Source organism: Pseudomonas sp. NBRC 111139 (assembly GCF_001753955.1).
Lineage (GTDB): Bacteria > Pseudomonadota > Gammaproteobacteria > Pseudomonadales > Pseudomonadaceae > Aquipseudomonas > Aquipseudomonas alloputida.
The window spans coordinates 1-14,737 of the sequence record NZ_BCBP01000073.1 but is presented as its reverse complement, the minus strand read 5'-3'; the positions used below and the strand labels follow the sequence as shown (position 1 = coordinate 14,737).

General features: G+C 58.1%; 17 protein-coding genes and 3 pseudogenes. 10 read left to right on the top strand and 10 right to left on the bottom strand.

Annotation, left to right across the window (positions count from 1 at the left end):
• The first annotated feature begins 112 nt into the window (after nucleotides 1–112).
• The 6 genes from BJQ17_RS24900 to BJQ17_RS24875 all read left to right on the top strand — a co-directional run bounded on the left by BJQ17_RS24900 (nucleotide 113) and on the right by BJQ17_RS24875 (nucleotide 5,147).
• The gene (locus BJQ17_RS24900; RefSeq protein ID WP_059183363.1) at nucleotides 113–319 is read left to right on the top strand and encodes a co-regulatory protein PtrA N-terminal domain-containing protein; all 207 of its coding nucleotides are present in this window, start codon (nucleotides 113–115) and stop codon (nucleotides 317–319) included.
• A gap of 183 nt (nucleotides 320–502) precedes the next feature.
• Nucleotides 503–2,512 (top strand): copper resistance system multicopper oxidase, encoded by a 2,010-nt coding sequence (locus tag BJQ17_RS24895; RefSeq protein ID WP_070096797.1) that lies wholly within the window; start codon nucleotides 503–505, stop codon nucleotides 2,510–2,512.
• A 14-nt stretch (nucleotides 2,513–2,526) separates the two neighbouring features.
• Nucleotides 2,527–2,844: a hypothetical protein gene (locus tag BJQ17_RS24890; protein WP_225876663.1), complete on the top strand. Its 318-nt coding sequence runs from the start codon at nucleotides 2,527–2,529 to the stop codon at nucleotides 2,842–2,844.
• A complete protein-coding gene (locus BJQ17_RS24885; RefSeq protein ID WP_059183366.1) occupies nucleotides 2,834–3,910 on the top strand; it encodes a copper resistance protein B in 1,077 nt (358 codons plus the stop codon). The genes BJQ17_RS24890 and BJQ17_RS24885 overlap by 11 nt, the downstream gene beginning before the upstream one ends.
• A gap of 9 nt (nucleotides 3,911–3,919) precedes the next feature.
• Nucleotides 3,920–4,702, top strand: coding sequence for a cytochrome c (locus tag BJQ17_RS24880; RefSeq protein WP_059183367.1), 783 nt, complete (start codon nucleotides 3,920–3,922; stop codon nucleotides 4,700–4,702).
• A complete protein-coding gene (locus tag BJQ17_RS24875; RefSeq protein ID WP_059183368.1) occupies nucleotides 4,692–5,147 on the top strand; it encodes a DUF411 domain-containing protein in 456 nt (151 codons plus the stop codon). Before BJQ17_RS24880 ends, BJQ17_RS24875 begins: the two co-directional genes overlap by 11 nt.
• Nucleotides 5,148–5,215: 68 nt before the next feature.
• Here BJQ17_RS24875 and BJQ17_RS24870 read toward each other — a convergent pair whose 3' ends face one another.
• Entirely contained in the window at nucleotides 5,216–5,548 is a 333-nt protein-coding gene (locus tag BJQ17_RS24870; RefSeq protein ID WP_059183369.1) for a DUF2790 domain-containing protein, read from the bottom strand.
• 169 nt (nucleotides 5,549–5,717) lie between these two features.
• Here BJQ17_RS24870 and BJQ17_RS24865 point away from each other — a divergent pair.
• A pseudogene (locus tag BJQ17_RS24865) lies at nucleotides 5,718–6,473 on the top strand (NAD(P)-binding domain-containing protein); the annotation flags it as partial.
• Nucleotides 6,474–6,496: 23 nt separating this feature from the next.
• On the opposite strand, the gene arsJ reads toward BJQ17_RS24865, so the two are convergent.
• The 8 genes and pseudogenes from arsJ to BJQ17_RS24825 all read right to left on the bottom strand — a co-directional run bounded on the left by arsJ (nucleotide 6,497) and on the right by BJQ17_RS24825 (nucleotide 12,360).
• Nucleotides 6,497–7,729 (bottom strand): organoarsenical effux MFS transporter ArsJ, encoded by a 1,233-nt coding sequence (arsJ, locus tag BJQ17_RS24860; RefSeq protein ID WP_059183370.1) that lies wholly within the window; start codon nucleotides 7,727–7,729, stop codon nucleotides 6,497–6,499.
• A 9-nt stretch (nucleotides 7,730–7,738) separates the two neighbouring features.
• Nucleotides 7,739–8,743 (bottom strand): ArsJ-associated glyceraldehyde-3-phosphate dehydrogenase, encoded by a 1,005-nt coding sequence (locus BJQ17_RS24855; RefSeq protein WP_049274266.1) that lies wholly within the window; start codon nucleotides 8,741–8,743, stop codon nucleotides 7,739–7,741.
• 32 nt (nucleotides 8,744–8,775) lie between these two features.
• On the bottom strand, nucleotides 8,776–9,279 hold the full coding sequence (locus BJQ17_RS24850; protein WP_059183371.1) for a cyclin-dependent kinase inhibitor 3 family protein: 504 nt from the start codon (nucleotides 9,277–9,279) through the stop codon (nucleotides 8,776–8,778).
• Between the two features lie 12 nt (nucleotides 9,280–9,291).
• Nucleotides 9,292–10,008, bottom strand: a complete 717-nt coding sequence (arsH, locus tag BJQ17_RS24845; RefSeq protein ID WP_059183372.1) for an arsenical resistance protein ArsH — start codon at nucleotides 10,006–10,008, stop codon at nucleotides 9,292–9,294.
• A 3-nt stretch (nucleotides 10,009–10,011) separates the two neighbouring features.
• Entirely contained in the window at nucleotides 10,012–11,073 is a 1,062-nt protein-coding gene (gene arsB / locus BJQ17_RS24840) for an ACR3 family arsenite efflux transporter (protein ID WP_070096796.1), read from the bottom strand.
• Nucleotides 11,074–11,091: 18 nt separating this feature from the next.
• On the bottom strand, nucleotides 11,092–11,562 hold the full coding sequence (locus BJQ17_RS24835; RefSeq protein ID WP_059183374.1) for an arsenate reductase ArsC: 471 nt from the start codon (nucleotides 11,560–11,562) through the stop codon (nucleotides 11,092–11,094).
• Between the two features lie 20 nt (nucleotides 11,563–11,582).
• The gene (locus BJQ17_RS24830) at nucleotides 11,583–11,939 is read right to left on the bottom strand and encodes a metalloregulator ArsR/SmtB family transcription factor (protein WP_019752756.1); all 357 of its coding nucleotides are present in this window, start codon (nucleotides 11,937–11,939) and stop codon (nucleotides 11,583–11,585) included.
• 8 nt (nucleotides 11,940–11,947) lie between these two features.
• Nucleotides 11,948–12,360 (bottom strand): annotated as a pseudogene (locus tag BJQ17_RS24825) (arsenate reductase ArsC).
• A gap of 116 nt (nucleotides 12,361–12,476) precedes the next feature.
• On the opposite strand from BJQ17_RS24825, the gene BJQ17_RS24820 reads away from it, so the two are divergent.
• Nucleotides 12,477–12,815, top strand: coding sequence for a helix-turn-helix transcriptional regulator (locus tag BJQ17_RS24820; protein ID WP_028692330.1), 339 nt, complete (start codon nucleotides 12,477–12,479; stop codon nucleotides 12,813–12,815).
• A 26-nt stretch (nucleotides 12,816–12,841) separates the two neighbouring features.
• Entirely contained in the window at nucleotides 12,842–13,132 is a 291-nt protein-coding gene (locus tag BJQ17_RS32665) for an FAD-dependent oxidoreductase (RefSeq protein WP_374701059.1), read from the top strand.
• On the opposite strand, the pseudogene BJQ17_RS24815 reads toward BJQ17_RS32665, so the two are convergent.
• A pseudogene (locus BJQ17_RS24815) lies at nucleotides 13,038–13,532 on the bottom strand (arsinothricin resistance N-acetyltransferase ArsN1 family A); the annotation flags it as partial. The gene BJQ17_RS32665 and the pseudogene BJQ17_RS24815 sit on opposite strands and share 95 nt — an antisense overlap.
• Before the next feature lie 618 nt (nucleotides 13,533–14,150).
• Here BJQ17_RS24815 and BJQ17_RS24805 point away from each other — a divergent pair.
• On the top strand, nucleotides 14,151–14,585 hold the full coding sequence (locus BJQ17_RS24805; protein WP_225876664.1) for an ATP-binding protein: 435 nt from the start codon (nucleotides 14,151–14,153) through the stop codon (nucleotides 14,583–14,585).
• Nucleotides 14,586–14,737: the final 152 nt, after the last annotated feature.

The window sequence follows — 14,737 nt, the reverse complement described above, 5'->3', positions numbered from 1 at the left end:
GAAGCTGACGGAACTGTAATGCCGAGCTCAGCTTTCTGAAAGCGCAGCCTGGCTAATGTGACCCCAAGCCTGAACTCCATGGGCCGCACAGTAATCCGCCGAGGAACAACAGATGAACTCGATCAAAGCTCTCGTAATGGTTATCACTTTTGGAATGGCTGGCCTTGCTCTGGCTGAAGGTGGTGGCGACCGTACCTTTGCGAAAATGGAGGCTGCCCGCCAAACCGCCACTGAGGCGTATCAGCTTGCACAGCAGAAGACCGACAAGGCGCCGATGGCAAGCCAAAGCCATAAACACGGGCAGCATGAGAACTGCTAATCCGAGCTTACAGAAATGTAATCACTCGGGAATCTTTTATGTGGCAGTTTCAAATCGCTTTCTCCCACTGTGGCTTGCGCTTTCGAGCAAGTCCATAAGACTTGTGGGACCCCCAAGGAAGCCGGGTCTGCGATCGAGCGGCCCGGATATCAGCGAATTATCTGACTGACTGGACACTACGGCATGCACAGCAAAACCACGAGACGATCTTTCGTCAAAGGCCTGGCCGCTACTGGACTACTGGGTGGACTGGGCATGTGGCGCGCGCCGGTCTGGGCTGTGACCAGCCATGGCCAACCGAATGTTCTGACAGGCACCGATTTTGATCTCTACATCGGTGAGCTACCGGTCAACATCACCGGAGCAACTCGCACAGCCATGGCAATCAATGGATCGTTGCCGGGGCCGATCCTTCGTTGGCGGGAGGGAGACACAGTCACGCTCCGCGTACGCAACCGCTTGAAACAGGACACTTCTATCCATTGGCACGGCATCATCCTGCCAGCGAACATGGATGGTGTGCCTGGTCTGAGCTTTCATGGCATCGCACCCGATGGCATGTATGAGTACAAGTTCAAGGTCCATCAGAACGGTACCTACTGGTACCACAGCCACTCCGGGCTCCAGGAGCAGGTCGGGGTGTATGGCGCCCTAGTCATCGACGCGAAAGAGCCTGAGCCGTTCACCTATGACCGGGACTACGTGGTCATGCTCAGCGACTGGACGGATGAAGACCCTGCACGTGTGCTGTCCAAGCTCAAGAAGCAGTCTGACTACTACAACTACCACAAGCGCACCGTGGGCGACTTCGTCAACGACGTAGGCGAGATGGGATGGTCGGCTGCGGTGGCGGATCGGAAAATGTGGGCTGAGATGAAAATGAGCCCTACCGACCTCGCTGACGTAAGTGGTTACACCTACACCTATCTGATGAACGGCCAGGCCCCGGACGGTAACTGGACGGGCGTGTTCAAACCGGGCGAGAAAATCCGCCTGCGCTTCATCAACGGCTCGGCCATGACGTATTTCGATGTGCGAATTCCCGGCCTGAAGATGACGGTTGTCGCAGCGGATGGGCAGCATGTCAAACCCGTTGCGGTCGACGAGTTCCGCATCGCCGTTGCCGAAACCTACGACGTAATTGTTGAGCCGGAAGACGAGCAGGCTTACACCATTTTTGCTCAATCCATGGATCGCACAGGCTACTCCAGAGGCACTTTAGCCCTTCGCGAAGGTATGCAAGCTGCAGTTCCGGCAGTTGATCCTCGCCCTCTCATTTCAATGAGCGATATGGGTATGGATCACGGCAGCATGGCTGGCATGGACCACGGCAAGATGGCTGGGATGGACCAAGGCAGCATGGCTGGCATGGACCACAACAAAATGGCTGGGATGGACCAAGGCAGCATGGCCGGTATGGACCACAGCAAAATGGCTGGGATGGACCAAGGCAGCATGGCCGGTATGGACCACAGCAAAATGGCTGGGATGGATCAAGGCAGCATGGCCGGTATGGACCACAGCAAAATGGCTGGGATGGATCAAGGCAGCATAGCTGGTATGGACCACAGCAAAATGGCAGGGATGGACCAAGGCGGCATGGCCGGCATGGACCACAGCAAGATGGCTGGTATGGACCACGGCAGCATGGGAGACATGGGCGGCGCCATGCAGTCTCACCCAGCCTCAGAAACTAATAACCCCTTGGTCGACATGCAGACTATGAGTCCAACGCCCAAGTTGGACGATCCGGGAATCGGCCTGCGCAACAATGGACGACGTGTCCTGACGTATTCGGATCTGCGCAGCACGTTCATTGATCCAGATGGACGTGAACCAGGGCGCACCATCGAGCTGCATCTCACAGGCCATATGGAGAAGTTCGCCTGGTCCTTTGACGGCGTCAAATTCTCCGATGCTGAAGCCCTGCGCCTCAAGTATGGCGAGCGTCTGCGAATCACGTTGGTCAACGACACCATGATGACTCACCCCATCCACCTCCACGGAATGTGGAGCGATCTGGAAGATGAGGAGGGTAATTTCATGGTTCGAAAACACACCATCGACATGCCTCCAGGCTCAAAACGAAGCTACCGAGTAACCGCGGATGCTTTGGGCCGTTGGGCCTACCACTGCCACCTACTGTTCCATATGGAAATGGGCATGTTCCGAGAAGTCCGCGTGGACGAATGAACTGGAGATCCAAGATGAGCAAACCAATGAAGCGAAACGCCTTTTTCCTTTCTGCTGCGATGGCTGGTCTGTTTGCTGTTTATGCTCCTTCGTCGTGGTCCAGCGACAATCATGAACAGCACACCCAGAAGTCTGCCGATGCCGCGAAATCGAAGGGTTCTCAGGGCATGGATCATGACTCGATGAAGGGTATGGATCATGGCTCCATGAAGGGTATGGACCACGACAGCATGAAAGGTATGGACCATGGCTCGATGGAAGGTATGGATCACAGCAAAATGATGGAATCGCATGGCAGCGATAACGCTAAGGCAGGGAAAGATGACCAATAGCCTGGTACGACCATCGCTGCTGGCATTGACCGTTTCATTCAGCTTGCTGGGTGCTGCGCCCAGCTTTGCTGCTGAGGAGATGGACCATTCGGCAATGGGGCACGGAGCCATGGAAATGGATTCCGCTCCGTCGGCTGACCCGATGCCAGGCATGGACCACGCTCAGATGGGCGCGAGCAAGCAGCAGAAGAAAGCCGCGCCCGTTGATCACAGCAAAATGAAACACAGTCAACCTGCGGCCAAACCTGCACACATGGACCACAGCAAGATGGACCATGGCAGCATGCAGGGGATGGACCATGGGGCCATGGATCACTCGATGATGAACCATGGCTCTGATGCCCCAACGACGACTAGCCGTACTCCGATACCTGTGCTGACGGATGCTGATCGCCAAGCTGCCTTTCCTCCGTTGGGCGGGCATCAGATGCACGACAGCGCGATCAACAGCTTCTTCCTGCTAGATAAGCTTGAGTACCAGGATGCAGACGAAGGCAGCGCGCTGGCTTGGGAAGCCTCTGGATGGGTTGGCGGCGATATCAACCGGCTGTGGATCCGCTCCGAAGGTGAGCGGACGAATGGCGTCACCGAGGACGCAGAGTTGCAGCTTCTGTATGGGCGATCCATTAGCACATGGTGGGATGTGGTCGCTGGGGTGCGCCAGGATTTCCAACCAGGATCTCCACAGACATGGGGAGCTTTTGGTATCCAGGGCATGGCGCTCTATGACTTCGAAGCCGAAGCCACAGCGTTCATCGGTGAGAATGGCCAGACAGCTGCTCGGCTAGAGGGCGAATACGACATTCTCCTGACCAATCGCCTGATCCTGCAGCCAACCGCTGAAGCCAATTTTTATGGCAAAAACGATCCCGAGCGCGGGGTGGGTTCTGGCCTGGCAAACACCGAAGTCGGTCTGCGCTTAAGGTATGAGATCGTGCGCCAGTTCGCACCCTACGTCGGCGTCACCTGGAGCCGCTCCTACGGCAAAACGGCAGACCTGATCCGCGATGAAGGCGGGGATGTCGATGAAGCGCGTTTCGTTGCCGGCATTCGGATGTGGTTTTGAGAGCCTGACATGAAGAGAACAATTACAACGTTGGTAGCAGCAGGCGCCGTGGGTAGTGCGGCGGCGTTGGGGGCCGCGTATTTTGGCCTGGTCAACGTCGGTGCTGATGATCCTCACTTCCCAGCCGTGCATGCTTTCCTCGCCATGGCGCGGGATCGCTCCATTGAAGTGCGCGCACGGGACATCGAGGTACCGAACCTAAAGGATGAAACCCTTATCCGTACAGGTGCCGGTAACTACAATGCGATGTGCATTGGCTGCCACCTCGCCCCTGGGGTGGATAAAACCGAGCTCAGCCAAGCGCTTTATCCGGCACCGCCCAATCTTGCCAAGATTGGTTCAAGCAATAACCCCGCAGCGGCCTTCTGGACCATTAAACACGGTATCAAGGCTACCGGCATGCCCGCTTGGGGCAAGAGCATGGGTGACCAGTACATCTGGGGTATTGTCGCTTTCCTTGAGCAAATGCCGCAGATGAACGCAGAGCAGTACAAGGCCCTGGTAACAACCAGTGGCGGCCACCAGCACGGTGGTGGGGAAAGTGAGATGCACAACCATGAGGGCCAGCATGGCGGCAATGAGCCAGACCATCATGGCAAGGTTTCCTCTGAGGCAGGGCACCACGATATGGAGCAGTCAGAGGCTCATCACTCACACTCGGCAGATTCCGAGGGTCACGAATCTGAGGGCGGCCATCATGATGCTACCGAGTCCTCTAGTGATCAGAATTCCAAACCAGGTTCGAAGACGCACACACACAAAGATGGAAAGGTACACACCCATGAAGGCTAACAGCCGCTTTCTCAGGTTGGCCGCCTTCGCGGCATTCATCGCGCTGCCGCCAGTCTACGCAGCCGTACCGACCACGATTGATGTTCATCGGGATGCCAATTGCGGCTGCTGTAAAAAGTGGATCGCACACTTGGAACAAAATAGCTTCAAGGTCATTGACCATGTTGAAACCGACATGAGTGCTGTAAAACAGAGCCTTGGGGTCGCACCGCGTTTGGCTTCCTGTCACACGGCAGTGATTGATGGGAAGTTTGTCGAAGGACACGTGCCAGCTGAGCAGGTTCGTGAGCTGGCAAACAGAGATGATCTGATCGGTGTCGCCGTCCCAGGTATGCCGGCAGGCTCCCCAGGTATGGAAGTGGATGGTGTCACTCATGCATACCAAGTCATCGGTTTCAACAAGAGCGGGCAGGATGTAGTGGTTGCGGAGTATCCAGGCCACTGATCGACAGTTTTCCCAACGCAAACGGCGCTTTTAAAGGCGCCGTTTTAGTTTGAATAGAGTTCAAGAGCTCAGTTCTGGCCGCGGCAATTGATGCCAGCTGCGCGGTATTCGAGAATGTTGAGCTTGCCTGTCGAGTCTTCATAGGTCATTTGCGCAGGCATCACATCACAGCTTCCCCGGTTTGAGGTCACAGCAATCACTTTTGCTACATCGAGCTCCATGCCGTAGCGGTAGTGGACTACCTCTGGGGGATTTTTACCGATGGAGGCTGCGTATGCGCGCATGGCCTGCTCATTCGCCTGAATCATTTTCCCGTGCAGGCGGTCGGACCCGCCCTCAGCCATCGCGGCCGAGGAAGCCATCAGAATCAGTATGGCGGCAACGCCGTTGAGAGCTTTCATGTTCGTCACTCCGATTTGGTGTGATTGAATCTTAGGGGGCAGCACCTGTCTCTCGGGTGATCTGTGGATTACATCTTTGTCAGTCGGCAAGCGGTGTCGAACGGCATTCTCTGAGAGCTGGTGAAAGGCCAGAAAAGCTCATTCCCTGGGCGCAGCATAGATCCTGGGTGAGCGCCTCGTCAGTGCCTTGCGTGTGCATTCCGAGCACGGGTATTGGGATGCCAAAGCAGTGGTCAGTGCCACGGGCACCTGGAGCAACCCTAATATCCCTGCTTATCCCGGTGCCGAGCTGTTCCGTGGTCAGCAGCTGCATTCAGCTCATTATGTTGAGCCGCTGGCCTTCTCGGGTAAGCGAGTACTGATCGTCGGTGGAGGTAACTCCGGGGCACAGATTCTCGCTGAGGTTTCCCAAGTAGCGGATGCGACCTGGGTAACGCCCACCGAGCCACTCTTCCTGCCTGATGATGTGGATGGTCGAGTGCTGTTCGAACGGGCGACAGAGCGCTGGAAAGCGCAGATGGAGGGCCGTGTGATTGAGCAGCCAGTCGGTGGGCTGGGCGATATCGTGATGGTCCCGGCTGTGGTCGAGGCGCGTGAGCGAGACGTTCTGCACGCTGTGCGGCCCTTCGTTCGTTTCACCCCCGACGGTGTGGTTTGGGCGGACGGCTCGGAGACCGCGGTCGATGCGGTGATCTGGTGCACCGGATTCAAGCCGGCGCTGGGGCACTTGGCGAGCCTCGGGGTAGTCACGGGTGACGGACGCGTCGAAGTTTCAGGTACACGGTCAGTGAATGAGCCTGCCCTTTGGCTGGTGGGTTATGGCGAGTGGACAGGCTCTGCATCCGCGACCTTGATCGGGGTGACACGCACAGTCCGCAGCACTGTTGTTGAGATCGAGCAGTTTATGGTGAAAGCGGAGGCTTGAGTGCATCCGCTCTTCCCCTGTGCTCAGTGGGTCTGCTGCGCCATTTCGCTGTGTCTGGGCAACCCGAGCGAGATGAGCGCGGCAGCCAATACGAAGATGCTGGAAACCCACAGGCAGGCCTGCAAACCGTAGGCTTGGAACACCCAGCCTGACAGCAGTGTACCGACCAGCCGCCCCAGGGCGTTGGACATGTAATAGAACCCTACATCCAGGGAGACGCCGTCTTCCTTGGCATAGCTGACGATCAGGTAGCTGTGCAGCGAGGAGTTCACCGCGAACAGCACACCGAACAGCATCAGCCCACCGAGCAGCACCACCTGGGCCGACCAGCCTGCCGATAGGCCCACGGCAATGAGCGCAGGCAGTCCCGCCAGGGCGATCGCCCAAATGAAGGCCGCTCGACCGTCCGGCACGTGACCGCGCTTCTTACCGGTGATGTGAGGAGCAAACGACTGGACGATGCCGTAGCCAATGATCCACGCGGCGAGGAAGCCGCCGACCAGCCAGAAGTCCCAGCCAAACGCGGTGCTCAGGTACACCGGCAGCGCCACGACGAACCAGACGTCCCGGGCACCAAAGAGAAACAGCCGTGCGGCCGAGAGGATGTTGATGGCTCGGCTCTTGGACAGCATGTCGCGGAACTTGGGTTTGGCCTTGGCTTTGCCCAAGTCCTTTTTCAGCAGCACCAGACTGCCAATCCAGATCAGGGCCAGTACTGCCGCCATGGCCAGCACCGCCAGGGTGAAGCCGAGCAACGCGAGCAGTGCTCCGCCGAGGAAAAAGCCCACGCCTTTGAGCGCGTTCTTCGAGCCCGTCAGGATGGCCACCCATTTGTAGAGCGTCCCCTGTTGGCTGTCCGGTACCAGGAGCTTGATGGAGCTCTTGGCGCTCATCTTGTTCAGGTCCTTGGCGATGCCGGACAGCGCCTGAGCGGCCATCACCCACGGCACCGTAAGCCAGGCTGCCGGCACTGTGAGCATCAGCAGTGCAAAGACCTGCATGCCCAAGCCGATGTTCATGGTGCGGTTGAGTCCCAGGCGGGCGCCGAGGTAGCCACCCACCAGGTTGGTGATCACGCCGAACACTTCGTAGAACAGGAACAGCGCGGCGATCTGCAGCGGCGTGTAGCCCAGCGAATGGAAGTGCAGTACCACCAACATGCGCAACGCGCCGTCGGTGAGGGTGAAGGCCCAGTAGTTGCCGGTAACCAGCAGGTACTGACGCACTTCCGCAGACAGGGCTGACAACGCCTTCATGATCGCTGTTTACTCCGCTGCGCCGACCAGGCGGGCCAGTTCCGCTGCACGGTTGGCGTAGCCCCATTCGTTGTCATACCAGGCGTAGAGCTTCACCTGGGTGCCATTGACCACCAAGGTCGACAGTGCGTCGATGATCGAGGAGCGCGGATCGGTGCGATAGTCGATGGACACCAAGGGGCGCTCTTCGTAGCCCAGGATGTCTTTCAACGGGCCTTCGGCCGCCGCCTTCAGCAGAGCGTTGACCTCTTCAGCCGTTGTCTCACGTTCCACTTCGAACACGCAGTCGGTCAGCGAGGCGTTGGCCAGCGGTACGCGCACGGCGTGACCATTCAACTTGCCGCGCAGCTCGGGGAAGATCTCGGCGATCGCAGTAGCCGAGCCCGTGGTGGTTGGGATCAGGCTCATGCCAGAGGCACGGGCGCGGCGCAGGTCCTTGTGCGGCGTATCAAGGATGCTCTGGGTGTTGGTGAGGTCGTGGATGGTGGTGATCGATCCGTGGCGGATGCCAAGGTTCTCGTGAATCACCTTGACCACCGGGGCCAGGCAGTTGGTAGTGCAGGAGGCGGCGGTAACGATGCGATGCTGCGCCGGGTCGAACAGGTGCTGGTTGACGCCCATCACCACGTTCAGTGCGCCTTTCTCCTTCACTGGAGCGCAGACCACCACACGTTTGACGCCCTGATCCAGGTAGGCCTGGAGCACGGCTACCGACTTCATCTTGCCGCTGGCCTCGATGACCAGGTCGCAGCCTGACCAGTCGGTGTCGGCGATGGTCTTGTTCGCGGTGACCTGAATGCGCTTGCCATCGATCACCACCGTACTGCCCTCAGCACGGGCTTCACGGAGCCAGCGGCCGTGGACCGAGTCGAAGTTGATCAGGTGGGCATGGGTCTCGGCGTCGCCGGCCGGGTCATTGATCTGCACAAACTCGAACTCTGGCCAGTCCCAAGACGCGCGCAGCGCCAAGCGACCGATACGGCCAAACCCATTGATACCTACTTTGATAGCCATGTTCTTGTTCTCGGGTCGCGATTAGCGAAGGGTCAGAGGGTAACGCTGAACTGGTTGATGTAGCCGACGTGCGCAGGGTTCTGAATTGCACGTGGACGCAGGGCCTGGACCTGGGAAACAGCTTCCTGCACAGGGATGCCGCACTCGATCATCAGGCGGGCGGCAAACAGGCCGGTGCGGCCAGAGCCGCCCTTGCAGTGAATGGCGATCGTCTTACCGGTCACCACCAGCTCTTTCAGGCGTTCCCGGTGAGTTTCCCAGGCAGCAGCAAACGGCTCACCGGGTGCTTCGTCGTCTTCGACCGGCAGGTGGAACCATTCGAGGCCCAGCAGTTGGCACTCCTCGGGAAGCAGATCGATCTCGTTCTGCAGCAGTTCTTCACTCGGCATCAGGGTTACCAGCGCGCTCGCGCCGGCATCGCGCAGCGTTGCCAGAGCCTGAGATACCGATGTCTCCTTGGTACCTGGGCACGGAGTGAAGATCAGCTGGCCGACCAGTTCGGAATTAGCCAACACGGAATACGGGTGCAATTGCATGCTCACAAAGCCTCAAATGGATCGTTGATTGACACGCTTGGATAGTTCTTCAGCCGACTCTTTACGTTCGGAGTAGCGATCGACCAGATAGTCGGAGCGATCACGAAGCAGCAGGGTGAACTTCACCAGCTCCTCCATCACGTCGACGACACGGTCGTAGTACGAAGAGGGTTTCATGCGACCCGCCTCGTCGAATTCCAGGTAGGCCTTCGGCACGGACGACTGGTTAGGGATGGTGAACATGCGCATCCAGCGGCCGAGGACGCGCAGCTGGTTGACCACGTTGAACGACTGCGAGCCACCGCAGACCTGCATCACCGCAAGGGTTTTGCCTTGGGTCGGGCGCACGGCGCCCATGCTCAGTGGAATCCAGTCGATCTGCGATTTGAACACGCCAGTCATTGCGCCGTGGCGTTCTGGCGAGCACCAGACCATGCCTTCCGACCACAGCACCAGGTCGCGCAGCTCCTTGACCATGGGGTGGTCATCGGGCACGTCATCCGCCAGCGGCAGCCCGGTCGGATTGAATATCCGCGTCTCGGCACCGAAGTGTTCCAGCAGGCGTGCAGCTTCTTCCGTCAGCAGGCGGCTGAAGGAGCGTTCGCGGGTCGATCCGTACAGCAGCAGGATGCGAGGCTTATGGGTGGACTTTTGCTCGACTGCCAGCTTGTCTGCTGTCGGCAGTTCGACCAGATCGTTGTCGATGTTGGGGATGTGGTGTTCGGTCATGATTTACTCCTGAGACAAGGCGCCAGATGGCTGATCGAACCAGCGGCGCTTGAGCCACAAGGCCACGCCCACCAGGGAGATCAGTACCGGCACTTCCACCAAGGGCCCGATGACGGTGGCAAACGCGACCGGCGAGGCAAGACCGAAGGTGGCGATGGCCACGGCAATGGCCAGTTCAAAATTGTTACTCGCTGCGGTGAACGCCAGAGCAGTGGTACGTGGGTAGTCAGCTCCCAGCAGCTTGCCCATCCAGAAGCTGATGAAGAACATCACCACGAAGTAGATAGTCAGCGGGATAGCGATGCGCAGCACATCCAGCGGCAGTTGCAGCACCATGTCGCCTTTCAGGCTGAACATGGCCACGATGGTCAGCAGCAACGCCAAGAGCGTCAGCGGGCTGATCCTCGGAATGAAGCGCTCCTGGTACCAGGTCTCGCCCTTGCTGCTGATCAGAATCTTGCGGGTCAGGAAGCCGGCCAGGAACGGGATGCCCAGGTAGATCAGTACCGATTGGGCGATGTCGAGGAAGCTGGTCTCGATGACGCTACCCTCAAGGCCAAACAGAGGTGGCAGCAGGCCAAGGAAGATCCAGGCGTACACGCTGAAGAACAGGATCTGGAAAATGCTGTTGAAGGCGACCAGGCCCGCCACGTACTGGTTGTTGCCACCGGCGATCTGGTTCCACACCAGCACCATGGCGATGCAGCGCGCCAAGCCGATGAGGATCAGGCCAGTCATGTACTCAGGCTTGTCGGAAAGGAACACTACTGCCAGCCCGAACATCAGTACCGGGCCGATTACCCAGTTCTGGACCAGCGACAGCACGAGGATGCGCTTGTCCTTGAAAACCTGAGGCAGTTCCTCGTATTTCACCTTCGCCAGCGGCGGGTACATCATGACGATGAGGCCAATCGCGATGGGGATGTTTGTCGAGCCTACCGACAGGCTATTCAGCCACGCAGGCAATCCCTGGAACAGGCTGCCCAGACCAATGCCCAGGCCCATGGCCAGAAAGATCCAGACCGTCAGGTAGCGGTCTAGGAATGAAAGTCGGCTTTTGCTCATGGTGGATCTCCCTAAACGTCAGAGCGTTCCGATGCGGGCCAGCTCGACCTTGAGCTGGGCGGCATCCATTTGGTCGAAAGGCAGTGCGATGAATGCCTTGAGGCGTCGCTTGATCTGTTCAAGCGTGTTGTCGAATGCCGCGTCCAGCTCGGCGGCACTACCGTGCAAATCCGAAGGGTCAGAAAGTCCCCAGTGGGCTTTCACTGCTGGTCCGAAGAACACGGGGCAGGCTTCGCCAGCGGCCTTGTCGCAGACGGTGATGACGAAGTCCGGTGCCAGCTCGGCGTGTGCATCGCTGGATTTGCTGCTGAGGCCATCGGTGGAAATACCGGCGCGCTGCAGCGCGGAGATGGACAGCGGATGTACCTCGCCCTTGGGCTGGCTTCCGGCGCTGTAGGCCTTCATGCCGGCCGGAGCCAGGTGATTGAAAACAGCCTCGGAGAGGATGCTGCGGCAGCTATTGGCGGTGCAGAGGAACAGAACTTTCATCGGCTTTTGCTCGGCAGTAATCAGCAGCAGGTAGCAGCACGCTGTGGGCGGTCACCCATGGCGTCCAGTCGAGTGGAACTGCTGTTCAGCCACTCGCTGTTGGCCTCCAGCGTCGTTTTCAGGATCTCGCGTACCCAGGCGGGCAGCTCTGGATGCAGCCGGTAATAAACCCATTGGCCCTGGCGGCGGTCTGCCAGCAGGTCACAGGTGCGTAATTGCGCCAAGTGGCGGGAAACCTTGGGCTGGCTTTCTTCCAGCGCACAGGTCAACTCACAGACGCAGAGCTCTTCCTCGCGGGCGATCAGCAGCATCATCCGAATGCGGTTCTCGTCGGCGAGGCATTTGAAAACCTTGGTAGGGGTCAGTGGATCAGTCATAACGATTCTCAGTGTTTGGTTTTCACGAAGACGAACATCTTGATGCGCTCATGGATCTCGTGAAGCGTATGGCGGAAGGCATCGTGCTTGTCGCTGGTGACCGGATCTTCAAAGTGCCACGCCAAGCGCTCGCCCAATGCCGGTAGTAACTGGCACTCCAGCGCCGCCTTGTCGCAAAGGGTGATGAGGTAGTCGAAGTGTTCGCCGGCGAACTCATCGATGGACTTGCTGCGCGGCCGCTGGCATCGATACCGAGGTGCTCAAGCGCCGCGAAGGTACGCGGATCTACTTCGCCAGGCTGAGTGCCGGCGCTGAATGCTTCAAAGCGCACAGGGTCTGTGTGTCGGAGCAATGCTTCGGCGAGCTGGGAGCGAGCAGCGTTTGCGGTGCAAACAAACAGGACGCGGATCTTGCCAGTCATCGCGAGGTACTATGCATGTATATGATTTTTCGAATATACGCTTTTCCGAATGTATCGCAACCCCTCCGGTGATGGGTGGCTTTACATGTGCATATTCGTGCACATATATTGGCGGCATGACGACCAACCAGAACCTCCGCACCCAAGCCATCGACGCTGCCATCGAGTCGCTGGACGAAGCCTTCTTCAAAGCACTCTGCGAGCCCTCCAGGGTCGCGGTGTTCAAGCGCGTGCTCCTGCTGGGCCGGGCGGATGTCGGCGAAATCGCTAAAGAGCTGCCGCAGGAGCGCTCGGTGGTCTCCAGGCACCTGCAGGTGCTGCACGATGCCCAGATCGTGAAAGCCACCAAGGTGGGCAGGCAGGTGTTCTACGAAGTGAATGGTGGGGCGATCGTCGAGCGCCTTGAGGGCCTGCTCCAGCGAACCAAGGGTCTGGTTTCGCTGTGCTGCCCGTAGCTCGTGCCCTTTTTTTGTCCTGATATATGCTTGAGTGCGCACATATGAATAAATCGAGTCGCGCGGTGGATGTGATCGTCATCGGTGGTGGGCAAGCGGGCTTGGCGCTTGGCTGGCATTTACAGCAGCACGGCTTGGACTTTCTGATCCTAGATGAGCAGACGCGCCCAGGCGGAAACTGGCGCAAGTACTACGACAGCCTGCTGCTTCGTCATCTGGAACGGGTTGGTTCGACGGAAACACCCGCTCAACGATCGCGCAATCCAGCCAACGGCCTTCAAGACAAGCGTGCTTCTCATAGACGCCAACCGTCCTGAAACCGCAGGACTGACAGAGCGCGAGGCTCGCCTCGTTGAAGGTGAAAATGCGGGAGAGGACTTTCCAGAAGCCGCGTGCCTCAGCCTCACTGAGCAATGCCTTGAGCAGCGCCTTGCCGATGCCACGTCCGCGGACGTCACGGCCCAGATAGATCGAGAAGTCGGCGATGCCGGCGTAGCACGAACGCGCGCGGTAGCTGCTCAGGTTTGCCCACGCCACTACCGCACCGTCGACCTCGACGACCAGCACCGGATGGCGAGACATGTCGGCCACCCAGGGCTGCACATCCATGGCGCTGCGTGGTTGGGTCTCGAACGTAGAGCTGCGGTCTTCGATCCCCTGGTTGTAGATCTCGGCAATGGCCTGGACATCGCTGAGTTGAGCAAGGCGAATGTGCATCTGGCTTCCTTTCGCGGGAACTAGTGGTTAGAGGGCTGGGTTTTTCTTTCGGCAACTGCTTATTCACCCCCCGGCCTACTTGCACTGTACAACGCGGGAGTGGGGTTTTCACATTTCGGCGGCGACTCGCCGAGAATCAGTACTTGCTAGGGATGTTCGCAACCAACAAATTGGCTGGGGGAAACCGTTCGACTCGCTCCTCCTTGATGCAGTCCCACGCCCATTTATGTAGCGATGCGCTGCGCAGGAAATCACCTACCAATTCGATAGGAATCTGGTCTTCGTCGACAGCAAGTTTGTAACTAGGCTGCATGGCATAGCACACGTCCATTCCCATTCGACCACTAAGCAACTGGTTAATTACCTTCACCCGCTGAGTCCAGGTCAAACGCTGCTTTCTACGCTTCGAGTTCTGATAGACCATCAAATTTAGGTGGAGAGACGCATGTATATATGCACCTATGCAAATACGCTGAACATTTTGAGCTCTGAACGACTGCGGTCAATCATTCGCAACGAGTCTGATTTGCGCCCAATGCCCAGAAAATCTGCACCGCTGATTGAGCACGACAACATTTGCGGCGCTCAGTATTACGCGTCTCAAGGAGATGAACTGCCATGAAAACGATCGCTAACACAGCTGAAAGTTTGAGCAGCCTCGGGCTGAGCGAGATGGCTGAGGCATACGAGCGCCAGCTGGACGATCCGGCGCTGCTCGGTCAACCCTTCGAGACCCGCCTCGGCCTGATGATGGATGCGAAAAAAAGCGAGCGCGAAACCCGGAAAATTGAGCGCCTGCTCAAGGCGGCCAAGCTGCGAGAGACGCAGGCCACACTCGAAAACATTGAGTTCAAAGCATCGAGAGGCCTCGACCGAAACACCATCATGACACTCGGCGAGTGCGAGTGGCTCTACTCATCCACTCACGCGCATATCGCGATCAGCCGAAAAAATAATCTCTGTGACCTTGAGGTTCTCTCGATGAGGCGAGTGATGAATGCTGTAGCAAGCCCCGCCTACTACCTTGTAGATATAGCCCTCATCCGTTCCTGAGGCATCTTCAGCAATGCTCACTTCCTGAAGCGGTTCCATCACCCAGTCTTTCCCACCTCTCATGTGGCCAGGAGACATCAGATGTGCCTGCGCGATCCATGAGCAGTCATCAAGCTCCGAAAGCATCTGTTTAAGTATCGGTACCGTGGGGA

What these genes read in the sequence shown, in the direction of transcription:
- BJQ17_RS24900 (WP_059183363.1), top strand. Translation starts at nt 113, where the DNA reads ATGAACTCGATCAAAGCTCTCGTAATGGTTATCACTTTTGGAATGGCT.
- BJQ17_RS24895 (WP_070096797.1), top strand. Translation starts at nt 503, where the DNA reads ATGCACAGCAAAACCACGAGACGATCTTTCGTCAAAGGCCTGGCCGCT.
- BJQ17_RS24890 (WP_225876663.1), top strand. Translation starts at nt 2,527, where the DNA reads ATGAGCAAACCAATGAAGCGAAACGCCTTTTTCCTTTCTGCTGCGATG.
- BJQ17_RS24885 (WP_059183366.1), top strand. Translation starts at nt 2,834, where the DNA reads ATGACCAATAGCCTGGTACGACCATCGCTGCTGGCATTGACCGTTTCA.
- BJQ17_RS24880 (WP_059183367.1), top strand. Translation starts at nt 3,920, where the DNA reads ATGAAGAGAACAATTACAACGTTGGTAGCAGCAGGCGCCGTGGGTAGT.
- BJQ17_RS24875 (WP_059183368.1), top strand. Translation starts at nt 4,692, where the DNA reads ATGAAGGCTAACAGCCGCTTTCTCAGGTTGGCCGCCTTCGCGGCATTC.
- BJQ17_RS24870 (WP_059183369.1), bottom strand. Translation starts at nt 5,548, where the DNA reads ATGAAAGCTCTCAACGGCGTTGCCGCCATACTGATTCTGATGGCTTCC.
- arsJ (WP_059183370.1), bottom strand. Translation starts at nt 7,729, where the DNA reads ATGAAGGCGTTGTCAGCCCTGTCTGCGGAAGTGCGTCAGTACCTGCTG.
- BJQ17_RS24855 (WP_049274266.1), bottom strand. Translation starts at nt 8,743, where the DNA reads ATGGCTATCAAAGTAGGTATCAATGGGTTTGGCCGTATCGGTCGCTTG.
- BJQ17_RS24850 (WP_059183371.1), bottom strand. Translation starts at nt 9,279, where the DNA reads ATGCAATTGCACCCGTATTCCGTGTTGGCTAATTCCGAACTGGTCGGC.
- arsH (WP_059183372.1), bottom strand. Translation starts at nt 10,008, where the DNA reads ATGACCGAACACCACATCCCCAACATCGACAACGATCTGGTCGAACTG.
- arsB (WP_070096796.1), bottom strand. Translation starts at nt 11,073, where the DNA reads ATGAGCAAAAGCCGACTTTCATTCCTAGACCGCTACCTGACGGTCTGG.
- BJQ17_RS24835 (WP_059183374.1), bottom strand. Translation starts at nt 11,562, where the DNA reads ATGAAAGTTCTGTTCCTCTGCACCGCCAATAGCTGCCGCAGCATCCTC.
- BJQ17_RS24830 (WP_019752756.1), bottom strand. Translation starts at nt 11,939, where the DNA reads ATGACTGATCCACTGACCCCTACCAAGGTTTTCAAATGCCTCGCCGAC.
- BJQ17_RS24820 (WP_028692330.1), top strand. Translation starts at nt 12,477, where the DNA reads ATGACGACCAACCAGAACCTCCGCACCCAAGCCATCGACGCTGCCATC.
- BJQ17_RS32665 (WP_374701059.1), top strand. Translation starts at nt 12,842, where the DNA reads ATGCTTGAGTGCGCACATATGAATAAATCGAGTCGCGCGGTGGATGTG.
- BJQ17_RS24805 (WP_225876664.1), top strand. Translation starts at nt 14,151, where the DNA reads ATGAAAACGATCGCTAACACAGCTGAAAGTTTGAGCAGCCTCGGGCTG.